Annotated in this window: 12 protein-coding genes; 10 read left to right on the top strand and 2 right to left on the bottom strand. The window is 70.2% G+C overall.

What is annotated here, in order from left to right:
- Positions 1-51 precede the first annotated feature (51 nt).
- From ngcE to ABT160_RS24670, 3 genes are all read left to right on the top strand, one after another.
- Positions 52-1,500: an N-acetylglucosamine/diacetylchitobiose ABC transporter substrate-binding protein gene (ngcE, locus tag ABT160_RS24680; RefSeq protein ID WP_351649956.1), complete on the top strand. Its 1,449-nt coding sequence runs from the start codon at positions 52-54 to the stop codon at positions 1,498-1,500.
- Between the two features lie 135 nt (positions 1,501-1,635).
- Positions 1,636-2,559 (top strand): carbohydrate ABC transporter permease, encoded by a 924-nt coding sequence (locus ABT160_RS24675; protein ID WP_351649955.1) that lies wholly within the window; start codon positions 1,636-1,638, stop codon positions 2,557-2,559.
- An 11-nt stretch (positions 2,560-2,570) separates the two neighbouring features.
- The gene (locus tag ABT160_RS24670) at positions 2,571-3,506 is read left to right on the top strand and encodes a carbohydrate ABC transporter permease (protein ID WP_351649954.1); all 936 of its coding nucleotides are present in this window, start codon (positions 2,571-2,573) and stop codon (positions 3,504-3,506) included.
- A gap of 153 nt (positions 3,507-3,659) precedes the next feature.
- On the opposite strand, the gene mgtA is transcribed toward ABT160_RS24670, so the two are convergent.
- Complete coding sequence (gene mgtA, locus ABT160_RS24665; RefSeq protein ID WP_351649953.1) at positions 3,660-6,365, bottom strand: magnesium-translocating P-type ATPase; 2,706 nt, start codon at positions 6,363-6,365, stop codon at positions 3,660-3,662.
- A gap of 622 nt (positions 6,366-6,987) precedes the next feature.
- On the opposite strand from mgtA, the gene ABT160_RS24660 reads away from it, so the two are divergent.
- The 6 genes from ABT160_RS24660 to ABT160_RS24635 all read left to right on the top strand — a co-directional run bounded on the left by ABT160_RS24660 (position 6,988) and on the right by ABT160_RS24635 (position 15,501).
- On the top strand, positions 6,988-8,187 hold the full coding sequence (locus tag ABT160_RS24660; protein ID WP_351649952.1) for an ROK family transcriptional regulator: 1,200 nt from the start codon (positions 6,988-6,990) through the stop codon (positions 8,185-8,187).
- Positions 8,188-8,309: 122 nt separating this feature from the next.
- The gene (locus ABT160_RS24655) at positions 8,310-9,407 is read left to right on the top strand and encodes a substrate-binding domain-containing protein (RefSeq protein ID WP_351649951.1); all 1,098 of its coding nucleotides are present in this window, start codon (positions 8,310-8,312) and stop codon (positions 9,405-9,407) included.
- 181 nt (positions 9,408-9,588) lie between these two features.
- Positions 9,589-10,386 (top strand): ATP-binding cassette domain-containing protein, encoded by a 798-nt coding sequence (locus tag ABT160_RS24650; RefSeq protein ID WP_351649950.1) that lies wholly within the window; start codon positions 9,589-9,591, stop codon positions 10,384-10,386.
- Positions 10,383-11,708, top strand: coding sequence for a sugar ABC transporter permease (locus ABT160_RS24645; RefSeq protein WP_351649949.1), 1,326 nt, complete (start codon positions 10,383-10,385; stop codon positions 11,706-11,708). Before ABT160_RS24650 ends, ABT160_RS24645 begins: the two co-directional genes overlap by 4 nt.
- Positions 11,709-11,894: 186 nt before the next feature.
- Positions 11,895-13,811 (top strand): 1-deoxy-D-xylulose-5-phosphate synthase, encoded by a 1,917-nt coding sequence (gene dxs, locus ABT160_RS24640; RefSeq protein WP_351650003.1) that lies wholly within the window; start codon positions 11,895-11,897, stop codon positions 13,809-13,811.
- Between the two features lie 148 nt (positions 13,812-13,959).
- Positions 13,960-15,501, top strand: coding sequence for an amino acid permease (locus ABT160_RS24635; protein ID WP_351649948.1), 1,542 nt, complete (start codon positions 13,960-13,962; stop codon positions 15,499-15,501).
- On the opposite strand, the gene ABT160_RS24630 is transcribed toward ABT160_RS24635, so the two are convergent.
- On the bottom strand, positions 15,498-15,863 hold the full coding sequence (locus ABT160_RS24630; protein ID WP_351649946.1) for a PIN domain-containing protein: 366 nt from the start codon (positions 15,861-15,863) through the stop codon (positions 15,498-15,500). The two genes, ABT160_RS24635 and ABT160_RS24630, sit on opposite strands and share 4 nt — an antisense overlap.
- A gap of 95 nt (positions 15,864-15,958) precedes the next feature.
- Here ABT160_RS24630 and ABT160_RS24625 point away from each other — a divergent pair, with 95 nt between their 5' ends.
- Positions 15,959-17,128, top strand: a complete 1,170-nt coding sequence (locus ABT160_RS24625; RefSeq protein WP_351649945.1) for a PLL family lectin — start codon at positions 15,959-15,961, stop codon at positions 17,126-17,128.
- Positions 17,129-17,184 lie beyond the last annotated feature (56 nt).

Genomic DNA, 17,184 nt, shown 5'->3' with positions numbered 1-17,184 from the left:
ACGGGCGACCGGTACACCGCCTGAGTCCTGTATGAAGGCGAGGACTTGAGCATGGGATCCACCTCCGCCCACAACGACACCACCGGTCTCGGCCGCCGCGACCTGATCAAGCGCTCCGCGGCGCTCGGCCTCATCGCCGTGCCGACCATGGGCTTCCTGTCCGCCTGCGCCACCGGCGGTGGCGGCGGCGACGACAAGAGCAGCAAGCCCGAGGGCGAGAAGACCGCCAAGAACCCCCTGGGCGTGAAGAACGGCGCCCCGATGGAGGCGTTCATCTTCAAGGGCGGCCTGGGCGACCAGTACGCCAAGGACGCGGAGGCCGACTACAAGGCCACCTACGGCGTCGACGTCAAGCACACCGGCACCCAGGCGGTCGGCCCCAAGCTCACCCCGCGCTTCGCGGGCGGCAACCCGCCGGACGTCATCGACAACTCCGGCGCCGACCACCTGGACATGAACAAGCTGTCCTCGCAGAAGCAGCTCCAGGACCTGGGCGTGCTCCTCGACGCGGCCTCGATCGACGACCCGAACAAGAAGGTCCGGGACACGATCCACCCGAGCACCATCGAGAAGGGCAAGCACGGCGACGTCTTCGACGTCCTGTACTACGCCTTCACCATCTACGGCACCTGGTACTCCCAGAAGCTCCTCGACTCCAAGGGCTGGCAGTACCCCAAGACCCTGAGCGAGATGGTCACCCTCTGCGGGGAGATCAAGAAGACCGGGGTCGCCCCCTGGACGTACGCGGGCAAGTACCCGTACTACGTGCACTTCAACCTGTTCGCCCAGATCGCCAAGATCGGCGGCATGGACGGCTGGATCGCGATCGACAACCTGGAGCCCAACGCCTGGACGAAGAACGACGCCGTCAAGGAGGTCCTGGAGCACTACGAGGAGCTGGCCGCCAAGAAGTACTTCCTGGAGGGCAGCCAGGGCCTGACCCACATCCAGTCGCAGACCGCCTGGAACAAGGGCCGCGCCGTCTTCATCCCCAACGGCTCCTGGGTGGAGAACGAGGCCGCCCCCACCACGCCGAAGGACTTCGGCATGGCGGTCGGCGCGCTCTTCGACGGCACCGGCGACAAGCTGCCGCACGGCACCCTGCGCGCCGAGCCCAGCGAGCCGTACATCGTCTCCGCCAAGGGCAAGAACCCGGCCGGCGGCATGGAGCTGCTGCGCATCATGCTCTCCAAGAAGCACGCGCAGAACTTCGCCACCAAGGTGAAGTCCCTGACCTGCGTCATGGACGCCACCGAGGGCATGCAGCTCTCGCCGGGCCTCGCCTCCGCCAGCAAGGTGTTCAAGGAGGCGGGCAAGAACATCATCAGCCTCCAGCTGCAGGAGTGGTACCCGGCGCTGACCGACGAGAAGCTCGGCGGCCTCACCGGCCAGCTCCTCACCGGTGAGCTCAAGGCCGCCGACTGGATCAAGAAGGCCCAGGCGGAGGCGGACAAGGTCGCCGCGGACAGCTCCATCACGAAGTTCAAGCGCACCGTCTGATCAAGCACCGTCTGATCACGCGCACCGTCCGGCCAGGCGCACCGCCTGGCCGAGGGCACGGCCGCCGCGGCGAGCGGCGGCCGGCCGACGGGCTCCGGCACAGGTACGGACCGAGGGGAAGGGCCGGGAAGCACCATGCAACACGGCAAGTACCGATTCATCGTGGGCTTCCTGGCCCTACCACTGCTGATCTACGGGGTGTTCGTCATCTCCCCGTTCGTCCAGGCCTTCCAGATCTCCATGACCGACTGGTCGGGCCTGGTCGGCACGGCGAAGTTCGTCGGCCTGGACAACTTCGTACGCCTGTGGAACAGCGAGGAGTTCTGGAACGCGCTGCGCCACAACGTCTACATGCTGATCGGGCTGCCGGTCGTCACGCTCGGCCTCGGCCTGTTCTTCGCGTTCATGCTGAACGTCGGCGGACGCCGCAAGCGCGGTGACGTCGTCACCGGCGTCTCGGGCTCGAAGTTCTACAAGTTCGTCTTCTTCTTCCCGCAGGTCATCTCGATCACGATCGTCGCGGTGATCTGGTTCAACATCTACAACCCCGACCCCAGTGACGGCATGCTCAACTCGCTGCTCGGCGCGGTGGGCCTGGACGGCCTGCAGAACTCCTGGCTGGGCGAGAAGAGCCTCGCGCTGTGGTGCATCAGCGCCGTCATGGTCTGGGCGAACGTCGGCTTCTACGTCGTCCTGTTCTCCGCCGCGATGGCCTCCATCCCGCGCGAGATCTACGAGGCGGCGCTGCTCGACGGCGCCGGCCGCTCCCACACCTTCTTCAGGATCACCCTCCCGCTGCTGTGGGACACGGTCCAGACCGGCTGGGTGTACATGGGCATCGTCGCCCTCGACGCCTTCGCGCTGGTGCAGATCATGTCCGTCAACATGGGCGGCCCGGACGGCGCGACCGACGTCATGCCGCTGCGGCTCTACCTGACGGCGTTCCGGGACAGCCAGTTCGGCTACGCCTCCGCCATGGGCATCGCGATGCTCATTGTCACGATGACGTTCGCCGTGCTCACGATGCGCTTCGCGCGCCGTGAGCGGATCGAGTACTAGGGGTACGGCCGATGACCACCGAAGAGATCAAGGCCGTGGCGAAGCAGGACGCGCCCGCGGCGGGCGGCAAGCGGAGCCTGCGCAAGCTGGGGCCCGCGAACGGGCGCCGCAGCGAGGGCGGCATCCTCAACGTCTTCTCCCACGGCATCCTGGTCCTGTGGGCGCTGATGGTCGGCGTGCCGCTGCTGTGGGTGCTGTGGAGCGCCTTCAAGGACAGCAACGGCATCCTCAGCGACCCGTGGGGACTGCCGACCGTCTTCCACTGGGAGAACTGGTCCAACGCCTGGAACAAGGCGAACATGGGGCAGTACTTCATCAACACCGTGATCGTGGTGGGCGGTTCGGTGATCGGCACCATGGTGCTCGGCTCCATGGCCGCCTACGTGCTGGCCCGCTTCCAGTTCCCCGGCAACCGCTTCATCTACTACCTGTTCGTGGCCGGGATGTCCTTCCCGGTGTTCATGCTGGTGATCCCGCTGTTCTTCGTCCTGCGGGACTTCCCGGGCAGCTCGCTGCTGGCCACGTACCAGGGGCTGATCCTGGTCTACATCGCGTACTCGCTGCCCTTCACGGTCTTCTTCATGACCGCGTTCTTCCGCACGCTGCCGAGTTCGGTGGCCGAGGCCGCGATGATCGACGGGGCGTCGCACACCCGGACGTTCTTCCAGGTGATGCTGCCGATGGCCAAGCCCGGCCTGATCAGCATCGGCATCTTCAACTTCCTGGGGCAGTGGAACCAGTACCTGCTGCCGATGGTGCTCAACCAGCAGGAGGACAAGTACGTCCTGACCCAGGGCCTGGCGATGATCGCGCTCCAGCAGGGCTACGAGAACGACTGGGGCGCGCTGATGGCCGGCATGATGATCGCGATGCTGCCGGTGCTCGTGGTGTACGCGGTCTTCCAGCGCCAGGTCCAGGCGGGGCTGACGGCCGGCGCGATGAAGTAGTGCGTGTGACGTGTGACGTGTGGCGTGTGACATGTGATGCGCGCTGTGCGGCGCGTGACATGTGCCGCGTGACATGTGACAGATGGGGCGGGGACCGTACGGTGTGACACCGTACGGGCCCCGCCCTCGCGCGTCCGGCGCGCGCCTACCCCGTCACAGCCAGGCGTGGAAGCGCCGGATGTACCACGTCTTCACCAGCTGGGTCAGCGCGCAGTACGCCAGCAGCGTGCCGACCAGCCACGGGAAGTACGACATCGGCAGCACGGTCATGCCCAGCGCCCCGGCCAGCGGCGAGAACGGCAGGTACAGGCCGAACGCCATCACCAGGCCCGTCATCAGCAGCACCGGCCAGGTCGCCCGCGACTGCACGAACGGGATCTTGCGGGTGCGCAGCATGTGCACCACCAGCGTCTGGGTGAGCAGCCCCTCCACGAACCAGCCCGACTGGAACAGGGCCTGGTGCGCCTCGGAGTCGGCCCCGAAGACGTTCCACATCAGCAGGAAGGTGGTGATGTCGAAGACCGAGCTGGTCGGGCCCATCACCAGCATGAACCGCCCGATGCCGCGGGCATCCCAGGTGCGCGGCCGGCGCAGGTAGTCCGGGTCCATCCGGTCCCACGGGGTGGCCAGCTGGGAGATGTCGTACGCCAGGTTCTGCACCAGGAGCTGCACGGCGAGCATCGGCTGGAACGGGATGAAGGCGGACGCGACCAGCACCGAGAAGACGTTCCCGAAGTTCGAGGAGGCCGTCATCTTGATGTACTTGATGGTGTTGCCGAAGGTCTGGCGGCCCTGCAGGACGCCCTGCTCCAGGACGGTGAGGTCCTTCTCCAGCAGGATGATGTCCGCGGACTCCTTGGCGATGTCCACGGCCGTGTCGACGGAGATGCCGACGTCGGCGTCGCGCAGCGCGGGGGCGTCGTTGATGCCGTCGCCCAGGAAGCCGACCGTGTGCCCGTCGGCCTGCAGGGCGCGTACGACACGGGCCTTCTGCACCGGGTTGGTCTTGGCGAACACCGTGGTGCGGCGCGCCAGTTCGCGCAGGCCCTCGTCGTCGAGGGCGTCCACGGCGGCGCCGGTGGCGACGGTGCCCACGTCGATGCCGACGTCCGCGCAGACCCGCGCGGCGACCAGCTCGTTGTCGCCGGTGACCACCTTGACGGCCACCCCGTTCCCGGCCAGCGCCCGGAGCGCCTCGGCGGCGTCCTGCTTCGGCGGGTCGAGGAAGGCGAGGAAGCCCACCAGGGTCAGGTCGGCCTCGTCGGCGACGGTGTAGGCGTTCCTGGCGTGCTCGACGGTGCGCGTCGCCACGGCCAGCACCCGCAGGCCCTCACGGCCGAGCCGGTCGGTGATGCGGGTGACCTCGGCCCGCTCCGGGTCGGTCATCCGGCACAGCGCCAGGACCTCCTCGACGGCGCCCTTGGTGACGATCACGTGGTCCGGGCGGCCCGCGCCGCCCAGCACGCTGTTGCGGTTCAGCACCACCGACATCCGGCGGCGCGCGAAGTCGAAGGGGATCTCGTCGACCATCGTGAAGCGCGTGTCGACGACAACCTCCTCGGCCTCGTGCACGCGGTCGATGACCGCCTGGTCGAGCAGGTTGCGCAGGCCGGTCTGGAAGTGCGCGTTGAGGTACGCGTACTCCAGCACCTCGCCGTCCTCGCGGCCGTGGGTGTCCAGGTAGCGGTCGAGGACGATGCGGTCCTCGGTGAGGGTGCCGGTCTTGTCGGTGCACAGCACGTCCATGGCGCCCAGGTTCTGGATCGCGTTGAGGCGCTTGACGACGACCTTGCGCCGGGACATGGCGACCGCGCCGCGCGCCAGGTTCGCCGAGACCACCATGGGCAGCATCTCGGGGGTGAGGCCGACCGCGACGGCGATCGCGAACAGCAGCGCCTCGTCCCAGTCGCCCTTGGTCAGGCCGTTGATGACGAAGACCACCGGGACCATCACCAGCATGAACCGGATCAGCAGGAAGCTGACCTTGCGCACCCCGGTGTCGAAGTTGGTCCGCGGCCGCTCGCCGACCAGCGACCCGGCCATCGAGCCGAAGTAGGTGCGGGCGCCGGTGGCGACCACCACGCCGGTGGCGGTGCCCGAGGTCACCGAGGTGCCCATCAGGCACAGGTTGTCGGCGTCGACCGGGTCCACGGCCGCCGAGCGCCCGTCGTCCTCGCCGCGCAGGTCGGCCTTGGCGACCGGCAACGACTCGCCGGACAGCGCCGCCTGACTGACCATCAGGTCCTTGCCGGTGAGCAGCCGCAGGTCGGCGGGGACGATGTCGCCCGCCGCGAGCCGCACGATGTCACCGGGCACCACCTGGTCCATCGGCACCTCGACGGTGGTGGTACGCGCGCCGCGCCCGGCCCGGCGCCGTACCGCCGTCGTCGTGGTGACGAGCTCCTTCAGGGCGTCGGCCGCGCGCCCGGAGCGGTACTCCTGCCAGAACCGCAGCAGCGCGCTGATCACGACCATGGCGGACAGGATCAGCACGCCGGGGTCGGCCGGGTCCTGCCAGAACATGACGGCGGCCAGGCCGGCCAGGACCAGGATGAAGGGGTTCCAGAACGCCTTGGCCAGCTGGGCGTACCAGCGCGGCGCGCGCTCCTCGGCGACGACGTTGCGCCCGTGGACCTCCAGGCGGTGCGCGGCCTCCTGCACGGTGAGGCCCTGGCGGGTGACCGAGAGGTCGTGCAGGACCTCGGTGGAGGGGCGCGCGCTGACGGCGCCGAGCTGGTCGGCGACCGCGCGGGTACGGGTGCCGAGCTCGGCGGCCTTGCGCTCGCGGCGCCCGGGGCGGTGGCCGGGACCCCGGCCCGGCGGAGCGTTCTTCACGGGGGTGAGCAGGTGCTGGGACATGACGGAACCTCCCTCCGTGCGCACGTCGGCACACGGAGTGGTCGTGGATGGGCGGACGGGTCCGCGGGACGGGGGAGGGGCGTGCGTACGCGTACGGACGACCCGCGACGGCCGAGGCGGCGCGGCGGGCTCCCGGGCGGGACGCACCGGTGCGCACCGCTCCTGTACGGCTACGACACCGCCGCCGTACGGCTACGGGGTGCGGAAGGGGTTCCGTACGGTCCGTGGAACCGTGAGCGGTGAAGCGTGACGTACGAGGGGTGATCGCCCGGGTGTGACGCGTGACATGTCACCGGTCACGGGTGACCGGTGGCGCGAAACCGCGTACGGGAGGGTGTCAGCGTCGCGAGGAGGCGCGGCGGCGAGGACTTCGTTCGGGACTCATGGTTCCCGATCACCTCCTCGGTCCGTGCCTGTGCGGAAAGCGTGATCCGGTCAAAGAAAGAGAGCGACCGCAGAGGATCAACGCCTCGCCGAGGCTAGCACACCGCTCATGTCGGACATTTCCGCACGGCTTGCGCTCATCGGAGTCTCGCGCCGCTCAAGGTCTTGACGGGGGCCAACCCGAAAGGCTCAGCTTAGAGTTCACATGTTGGAGAAAACGGTGGGAGTGAGAGAGTCGATGGAGACTCCGGGGTCGCAGACATCTCTGCACAGGGCCAACCTGGAACGGGTCGTCCGCGCGGTGCGCATGGCCGGATCGCTCACCCAGGCCGAGATCGCCAGGACGACCGGCCTGTCCGCCGCCACCGTCTCCAACATCGTGCGCGAGCTCAAGGACGGCGGCACCGTCGAGGTGACCCCCACCTCCGCCGGCGGCCGCCGCGCCCGCAGCGTCTCGCTCAGCGGTGACGCGGGCGTCGTCATCGGCGTCGACTTCGGCCACACCCACCTGCGCGTGGCGATCGGCAACCTGGCCCACCAGGTGCTCGCCGAGGAGGCCGAGCCGCTGGACGTGGACGCCTCCTCCGCGCAGGGCTTCGGCCGGGCGGAGCAGCTGGTCAAGCGGCTGGTGGAGGCCACCGGGATCGGTCCCGACAAGGTGGTCGGCGTCGGCCTGGGCGTGCCGGGCCCCATCGACGTCTCCTCCGGCACCCTCGGCTCCACCTCGATCCTGCCGGGCTGGACCGGCATCAACCCCAGCGAGGAGCTGGCCGCCCGGCTCGGCGTCCCGGTGTACGTCGACAACGACGCCAACCTGGGCGCCCTGGGCGAGCTGGTGTGGGGCAGCGGCCGCGGCGTGAAGGACCTGGCGTACATCAAGGTCGCCAGCGGGGTCGGGGCCGGCCTGGTCATCGACGGGCAGATCTACCGGGGCCCCGGCGGCACCGCGGGCGAGATCGGGCACATCACGCTCGACGAGTCGGGCCCGGTCTGCCGCTGCGGCAACCGCGGCTGCCTGGAGACCTTCACCGCCGCCCGGTACGTGCTGCCGCTGCTCCAGTCCAGCCACGGCCCGGACCTCACCATGGAGCGCGTGGTGCAGCTCGCCCGCGAGGGCGACCCGGGCTGCCGCCGGGTGGTCGCCGACGTCGGCCGGCACATCGGCAGCGGCGTGGCGAACCTGTGCAACCTGCTCAACCCGAGCCGGGTGGTGCTCGGAGGGGACCTCGCCGAGGCGGGGGAGCTGGTCCTCGGGCCGATCCGCGACTCGGTCTCGCGGTACGCGATCCCGAGCGCCGCGCGCCAGCTCTCGCTGGCCTCGGGAGCGCTCGGCGGACGCGCCGAAGTGCTGGGTGCGCTGGCCCTCGTACTGAGTGAAATGGGTGATTCGACCCTTCTGGAAAGTGCCCTCCCTTCGGCCTCTCCTGCCTTCACTTAGATAACGGATGGCACCGTTGTCATCTCGTTAAGGATTTACTCCTTGACGCTGGCCCGGCAGCCGAGTTGACTTCCAGCCACCTCGGCCGCAACGTCGCGGCCTCGTCAGGGAGGCACACCCACATGAACGCAATGACGCGTCGCGTCGTCATAGGCACGGCCGCGGTCTCGATGGCCCTCTCCCTCGCCGCCTGCGGCAAGGCGGGCGACGGCGACAAGGGCGGCAGCGGCGGTGACAGCAAGACCATCGGCCTGCTGCTGCCGGAGAACAAGACCACGCGCTACGAGACCTTCGACCGCCCCATCATGGAGGCGAAGATCAAGGCGCTGTGCTCGGACTGCGAAGTCAAGTACAACAACGCCGCGCAGGACACCGAGACGCAGAAGAAGCAGTTCGACGCGCTCGTCACGCAGGGCGTGAAGGTCATCATCCTGGACTCCGTCGACTACAAGGCGACCAAGTCCTGGGTGCAGCAGGCCGAGAAGAAGGGCGTCAAGGTCGTCGCGTACGACCGCCTGGCCGAGGGCCCGATCTCCGCCTACGTGTCCTACGACAACGAGAAGATCGGCCGTCTGCAGGGCGAGGCCCTGGTCAAGGCGCTTGGCGCCAAGGCCAAGGAGAGCAACGTCGTGATGATCAACGGCTCGCCGACCGACCCGAACGCCCCGCTGTTCAAGAAGGGCGCCCACAGCGTCCTGGACAGCCAGGTCAAGAAGGTCGTCTACGAGCAGGACATCCCGGACTGGTCGCCGGACGAGGCCAACAAGAAGATGGGTGCCGCCATCGACTCGCTCGGCAAGGGCGGCTTCCAGGGCGTCTACTCCGCCAACGACGGCATGGCCGGCGGCATCATCACCGCCCTCAACAAGCAGGGCATCAAGGTCCCGGTCGGCGGCCAGGACGCCGAACTGGCGGGCCTGCAGCGGATCCTGAAGGGCGATCAGGCCTTCACGATCTACAAGCAGATCAAGCCGGAGGCCGAGACCACCGCCGAGATCGCCGTACGCCTGCTCAAGGGCGAGAAGACCGACGACCTCACCCCGGTCAAGGTCGACAGCCTCACCGGCGAGTTCAAGGGCATCCCGGCGAAGCTGTACGACGCCCAGATCGTCACCAAGACGGACATCGCCGGCAGCATCATCAAGGACCAGGTCTACAAGGCTTCCGAGATCTGCACGGCCGAGTACAAGGCGGCGTGCGACGCGGCGGGCATCAAGTAACCGCCCCTGTCGGCAAGGCCGTCGGCGCTGCACACTCATAGCGCCGACATCCTGCCGCAGCAGTCCGGTCCGGCGCCCCGCCCCATCCACCGCCCCGCAGCGGCGGCGGGGCGCCGGACTTCACCCGCGTCCCCTCGCACCCCCTCGTACCACCATCCCCGCCGGTCAGGCGGCGAAGGAGATGATTCACGTGTCCGCTACGCCCGTGCTGGCGTTGCGCGGAGTCTCCAAGCGGTTCGGCGCCGTACAGGCGCTCACCGACGTAGACCTGGAGATCCACGCCGGCGAGGTCGTCGCCCTGGTCGGCGACAACGGCGCCGGCAAGTCCACCCTCGTCAAGACGATCTCGGGCGTCCACCCGATCGACGAGGGCGCCATCGAATGGAACGGCAAGACGGTCCGCATCGCGCGGCCGCACGACGCCTCCGAGCTCGGCGTCGCCACCGTCTACCAGGACCTCGCGCTCTGCGACAACCTCGACGTCGTCGCCAACCTCTTCCTCGGCAGCGAGCTGCGCACCGCCTCGGTGCTCGACGAGATCGCCATGGAGAAGCGCGCCAAGGAGCTGCTCGACACCCTGTCGATCCGCATCCCCAGCGTGCGCATCCCGGTCGCCTCGCTCTCCGGCGGCCAGCGCCAGGTCGTCGCCATCGCGCGCGCCCTGATCGGCGACCCCAGGGTCGTCATCCTGGACGAGCCCACCGCCGCCCTCGGCGTCGAGCAGACCGCCCAGGTCCTCGACCTGGTCGAGCGGCTGCGCGAGCGCGGCCACGGCGTCATCCTCATCAGCCACAACATGGCGGACGTGCGCGCCGTCGCCGACCGCGTGGCCGTGCTGCGCCTGGGCCGCAACAACGGGGTCTTCGACGTGAAGACCACCTCGCACGAAGAGATCATCGCCGCGATCACCGGCGCCACGGACAACGCCGTGACCCGCCGCCAGGCGCGCACCGCCGCCGAGAAGGAGGACGCGAAGTGAGCGACCTCGCCAAGACCCCGCAGGACCCGGAGAGCCCCGTCGTGCCCGCCGAGAGCGCTCCCACCGAGTCCGCCGCCCCCGCCGCCGACGCGATACCCGCCGTCGACCCGCGCCTGCTGGTGCGCGAGGAGGGCTTCAAGGGCTACCTCACCGAGTTCAAGCGCAAGGTGCGCGGCGGCGAGCTCGGCTCGCTGCCCGTCATCCTGGGCCTGATCGTCATCGCGGTCGTCTTCCAGCTGCAGAACAGCAACTTCCTGTCGGCCAGCTCGGTCGCCAACGTCGCGGTCTACAGCTCCGGCATCGGCATCATGGCCGTCGGCATCGTCTTCGTCCTCATCCTCGGCGAGATCGACCTCTCGGTCGGCTCGGTCGCGGGCGTGGGGGCGGCGGTGTGGGCCAACCTCAACGTCAACAGCGGCTGGAACGACTGGGCGGCCATCGCCGTCGCGATCCTCTCCGGCATGGCGCTGGGCGCCCTGCACGGCTTCTTCTTCGCCAAGATCGGCGTGCCCGCCTTCGTGGTCACCCTGGCCGGCTTCCTGGGCTGGAGCGGCCTGCAGGAGTGGCTGATGGGCAAGGAGGGCTCCATCAACGCGCCGTCGGGCAGCGTGGTGGAGAACCTGACGAACTACTTCTTCGAGGACAAGGGCGCCGCGTACGGCCTCGCCGTCCTCGCGGTCGTCGCCTACGCCGCCTCCCTGCTGCTCGACAGCAAGCGCCGCCGCGCCGCGGGGCTGCCGGCCCGCCCGACCAGCGAGATCATCCTGCGCACTGCGGTCATCGCGCTGCTCGTGCTGGTCGTCGCCTACGTCCTGAACGAGCCCGAGGGCGCCCGCGGCCTGCCGCTGGCCCTGGTGCTCTTCCTGGCCGTCCTGGTGGTCGCCGACTTCGTGGCCCGCCGCACCACCTTCGGCCGCCAGGTCTTCGCGGTCGGCGGCAACGCCGAGGCGGCCCGCCGCGCCGGCATCAACGTCGACCGGGTCCGGATCACCGTCTTCGCGATCTCCGGCACGCTCGGCGCCTTCGGCGGCCTGTTCATCGCCAGCCTCTCCGGCGGCGCCACCAAGAACGTCGGCGGCGGCAACACGCTGATGCTGGTCATCGCCGCGGCCGTGATCGGCGGCACCAGCCTCTTCGGCGGCCGGGGCAAGGTCTGGTCGGCGCTGCTGGGCATGATCGTGATCCAGTCGATCCAGCAGGGCCTGAACATGATCGGCATGGCGAACGCCATCCAGTACATGATCACCGGCGCCGTCCTGCTGGCCGCCGTGGTGATCGACTCGATCTCCCGCCGCACCCAGAAGACCGCAGGTCGCGCGTAGCGCCCGCACCAAGTGCCCGGCACCGAGAACCGGTGCCGGGCGCTTTCGCGTCCCCGCTGAATGTCGGATGAAATGTCCGCCAACGGCGTGACGCAGAACGCACCGCCCGATGACCGCAGGCCGGAGCGGAACATTAGACTCGACAAAATCGGCAAGCTCGACCAGCTCAAACGCAAGGAGGCACGGGTGGCGCTGCTTACCCGTATCAAGGGACCGCGCGATCTGGACCGGCTCAGCCCGGAGCAGCTGGACCAGCTGGCCGCAGAGATCCGGACCTTCCTCGTGGACGCCGTCTCCAAGACCGGCGGACACCTCGGCCCCAACCTCGGTGTGGTCGAGCTGACCATCGCGCTGCACCGCGTGTTCCACTCCCCGAAGGACAAGGTCCTCTGGGACACCGGGCACCAGTCCTACGTGCACAAGCTGCTCACCGGGCGGCAGGACTTCTCCCGGCTGAAGATGAAGGGCGGCCTGTCCGGCTACCCCTCGCAGGCCGAGTCCGAGCACGACGTGATCGAGAACTCGCACGCCTCGACCGTGCTCGGCTGGGCCGACGGCCTGGCCAAGGCCAGTGAGGTGCGCGGCACCGACGAGCGCGTGGTCGCGGTCATCGGCGACGGCGCGCTGACCGGCGGCATGGCCTGGGAGGCGCTGAACAACATCGCCGAGGCCAAGGACCGCCCGCTCGTCATCGTCGTCAACGACAACGAGCGCTCCTACGCCCCCACGATCGGTGGTCTCGCCAACCACCTGGCGACCCTGCGCACCACCGACGGCTACGAGCGCTTCCTGGCCCGTACCAAGGACATCCTGGACCGCACCCCCGTGGTCGGGAAGCCGCTGTACGAGACGCTGCACGGCGCCAAGAAGGGCCTGAAGGACTTCATCGCGCCGCAGGGCATGTTCGAGGACCTGGGCCTGAAGTACGTCGGCCCCATCGACGGCCACGACATCGAGGCCCTGGAGTCGGCGCTGGCCAAGGCCAAGCGGTTCGGCGGCCCGGTCATCGTGCACTGCCTCACCGAGAAGGGCCGCGGCTACCAGCCCGCCCTGCAGGACGAGGCGGACCGCTTCCACGCGGTCGGCAAGATCCACCCGGACACCGGGCTGCCGATCGCCACCTCCGGCGCCGACTGGACCTCGGTCTTCGGCGAGGAGATGGTCAAGCTCGGCAAGGAGCGCCAGGACGTCGTCGCCATCACGGCGGCCATGCTCCAGCCGGTCGGCCTGGACAAGTTCGCCAAGGCCTTCCCCAAGCGGGTGTACGACGTCGGCATCGCCGAGCAGCACGCCGCGGTCTCCGCCGCCGGCCTGGCCACCGGCGGGCTGCACCCGGTCTTCGCGGTGTACGCCACCTTCCTCAACCGCGCCTTCGACCAGGTCCTGATGGACGTGGCCCTGCACAGGTGCGGGGTGACGTTCGTGCTCGACCGGGCCGGTGTCACGGGCACCGACGGCGCCTCGCACAACGGCATGTGGGACATGTCGATCCTCCAGGTCGTGCCCGGCCTGCGGCTCGCCGCCCCGCGCGACGCCGACCAGGTCCGCGCCCAGCTGCGCGAGGCCGTCGAGGTCGACGACGCCCCGACCGTGGTGCGCTTCTCCAAGGGCGCGGTCGGCCCGGCCGTCCCCGCCGTGGGCCGGGTCGGCGGCATGGACGTGCTGCGCGAGGCGGGCACCGACAAGCCCGACGTGCTGCTGGTCTCGGTGGGCGCCCTGGCGCCGATGTGCCTGGAGATCGCCGGGCTCCTGGACCAGCAGGGCATCTCCACCACCGTGGTCGACCCGCGCTGGGTCAAGCCGGTGGACGAGGCGATGGCCCCGCTGGCCGAGCGCCACCGCGTCGTCGTCACGGTCGAGGACAACATCCGCGTTGGCGGCGTCGGCTCCGCCGTCGCCCAGGCGCTGCGCGACGCCGACGTCGACGTGCCGCTGCGCGACTTCGGCATCCCGGCGCGCTTCCTGGACCATGCCTCGCGCGGCGAGGTGCTCGCCGAGATCGGGCTCACCGCCCCGGACATCGCGCGCCAGGTCACCGGTCTGGTCTCCCGGCTGGACGGCCGCTTCGAGGCGAGCCGCGCGGTGGAGCCGGCCCGCGACTGACCCGGTGGGCGCGCCGCGCCGACCGGGCGGAACATAGTAGGACAAAGGTCAACGGGCCGGTCCGACTTCCCTGTACGGGTGGTCGGACCGGCCCGTTCGCGTGAAAAACGCTCCAGGCCCGGTACCCGGCACTCCTCCCGTCCCGATCATGACGGGGACCACCAGCAGCGGAGGTGTGCCCGTGAGCGGCAACCTGTTCAGGACCAAGACGGTCGAGCAGTCCATCCAGGACACGGAGGAGCCGGAGCACGCGCTCAAGAAATCGCTCTCGGCGCTCGACCTGACCGTCTTCGGCGTCGGCGTGATCATCGGTACCGGCATCTTCGTCCTCACCGGGAAGATCGCCAAGGAGACCGCGGGCCCCGCGGTCGCCCTCGCCTTCGTCGTCGCCGGCGTGGTGTGCGCGCTCGCCGCGCTCTGCTACGCCGAGTTCGCCTCGACCGTGCCGGTCGCCGGCTCCGCGTACACCTTCTCGTACGCCTCGCTCGGCGAGTTCCCCGCCTGGATCATCGGCTGGGACCTCGTCCTGGAGCTGGCGCTGGGCTGCGCGGTGGTGGCCGTCGGCTGGTCCGGGTACATGCGCTCGCTGCTCGACACCGCGGGGGTGCACCTGCCCGCCGCGCTCAGCGGCAGCGAGGGCGGCACCTTCGGCTTCGACCTGCTGGCCTGCCTGCTCGTGCTGGTCCTGACCGGCGTCCTGGTCGTCGGCATGAAGCTGTCCTCCCGGGTCACCGGCGTGATCGTGGCCGTCAAGGTCACCGTCGTGCTGATCGTGATCATCGTGGGCGCGTTCTTCATCACCGGCGCCAACTACAAGCCGTTCGTCCCGCCGTCCCAGGAGGCCGACGGCGGCAGCGGCCTGATGGCCCCGCTGGTCCAGTTGATGTTCGGCTTCACGCCCACGAACTTCGGCGTGATGGGCGTCTTCACCGCGGCGGCCGTCGTCTTCTTCGCCTTCATCGGCTTCGACATCGTCGCCACCGCCGCCGAGGAGACGGTCGATCCCCAGCGCGACGTCCCGCGCGGCATCCTCGGCTCGCTGCTCATCTGCACCGTCCTCTACGTCGTCGTCTCCATCGTCGTCACCGGCATGCAGAAGTACAGCGAGCTCTCCACCGACGCCCCGCTCGCCGACGCCTTCAAGTCCGTCGGGCACCCCTTCTGGGCGGGCCTGATCTCCTTCGGCGCGGCCGTCGGCCTCACCTCGGTCTGCATGATCCTGCTGCTCGGCCAGACCCGGGTGTTCTTCGCGATGAGTCGCGACGGACTGCTGCCCAAGACGTTCTCGCACGTCCACCCGCGCTTCGGCACCCCGTACCGCTCGACGATCCTGCTCGGCGCGATCGTGGCGGTCGTCGCGGGCTTCACCTCCATCGACGAGCTGGCCGAGCTGGTCAACATCGGCACGCTCTTCGCCTTCGTGGTGGTCGCCCTCGGCGTGATCATCCTGCGCAGGCAGCGCCCCGACCTGCCGCGCGCCTTCCGCACCCCGCTGGTGCCGCTGGTGCCGGTCCTCTCGGTGCTGGCCTCGCTGTGGCTGATGCTGAACCTGCCCGCCGAGACCTGGCTGCGGTTCGGCATCTGGATGGTGCTGGGCGCCGTCGTCTACTTCGCCTACGGCCGCGGCCACAGCCGCCTGGGCCGCTCGGAAGCGCCCGCGCCCGCCCGCAAGGACTCCCGCAAGGACTAACGCGGGTCCACCGTCCTGGGCCCCACGCACTCGGCCCCCAGCTCCGCCACCCGGCGGCGCAGCTCGCGGTCGGCCGTCGCCACGACGACCGGCCGCGGGGCGGCCTCCCGCACCAGCTCCACCACGTGGTCGTCCCCGCTGCCGGGCGCCGACGACACCCGTACGCCCGGCACCGGCTCCACCCCGCGGGCCCGGCCCTCCACCACCAGCAGCACCTCGGCGTCGGTCTGCTCCGCGTAGCCGGCCAGCCGGTCGCGCAGCCGCTCGGCCGCCCCGCGCCGGTCCCGCCACCAGCCGTCGGGCACCGATCCGACGACGTTCGCGCCGTCCACGACCAACAGGGTCCGCACCCGCTCGGCCATCGCCTCGTCCTCCGCTCCCGGCCGAAGGGGGAGCGGCCGCCCGGTGTTATTGTCGCTCCAATCCGCAGCGTGTCGAAGAAAGGGGCCCTCAGGCCATGGCCGGTTGGTCCGCGCGCAGGTCGCGACGTCAGAACCCGGAGCAGCCGAGGCAGAGTTCCACGGTCGCCGAGCTCACCAGGCCGCGCCCGCACGTCCCCGCCGTACCGCTGAGGACCCCGCCCCCGGCGACCGCCAACTGGCTGGTGCGCGGCCCGGAGGGCCGCCTCACCGCCTACGCCGTCACCGACCGGGGACTGCGCCGCTGGACGGAGGACCGCGTCGGCGGCCCCGACTGGACCTCCGAGACGCTCGCCGCCCCCGGCCTGGCGCCGTACCTGTCGATCGTGCAGAGCCCCGAGGGGTACGTGTACCTGACCGGGCTCAAGCGGACCCCGGGCGCCGACGGCCTGCCCGACGTCTCCGTGGTCTACGCGGTCCAGTACCAGACCGCCCGCCCGCTGCGGGACTGGCACCCGCTCGGCAGCCCCTACGCGCTGCCGCAGCACCGCCACTTCGCCGACCAGATCGGGATGCCCGTCACCGTCCTCGACGCGGGCGGCTCGCTGCACGTCTTCCTGCGCAACGCGGGCGGCGGCATGAGCGCCCGCGGCCAGGGCACCAACGGCCGCTGGCAGCCCAAGTGGGCCGACCTCAAGGGCAAGGGCATCACCGGCACGGTCGCCGCCACCGTCCACGGCCAGGGCCTGGTCGACCTGCTGGGTCCCGGCGAGGACACCGTGGTGCGCTGGCGCCAGGACGCGCTCGGCCTGGACTTCCCGGTCGCCGACGCCCTGCCCGCCGCGATCGCCGACGGCACCTTCACCTCGGTGGAGACCGCCCCCGGCAGCCGCACCCACTTCTGGCGCGACGCCAAGAGCGGCGCGGTCACCGCCCACCGCGACGGCGGTGTCGCCCAGGGCCTGGGCGGCGAGGGCGGCACCGGTCCGCTGGCCGTGCTGCGCACCCCGGTCGACGGCCAGGACTGCACCCTGCTGGCCCAGCGCGACGCCTCGGGCCGCCCCGCGCTCGCCGCCTACCCGACCGAGCACGAGGAGGCGGGCACCGAGTGGACCGCCACCGGCGAGCCCTGCACCGGCGCACCGGCCCTCTGCCTGGACGGTGAGGGCCGCGTGGTCCTGGCGGCCCTCGGCACCGACGGCGAGCTCCGCGTCGCCCGCCAGAAGCCGGAGCCGGGCCTGGCCCTGGAGGCGTGGACCCGGGTCTGAGACCCGCAGCAGGCGTACGTACGAGGAGGGGGCGGCCCGCAGATCCCTGCGGGCCG

Origin of the sequence: Streptomyces sp. NPDC001941 (genome assembly GCF_040296945.1) — a bacterium.
In the GTDB taxonomy this organism is placed as follows: Bacteria; Actinomycetota; Actinomycetes; order Streptomycetales; family Streptomycetaceae; genus Streptomyces.
This window is presented reverse-complemented; position numbering and strand designations above follow the sequence as displayed.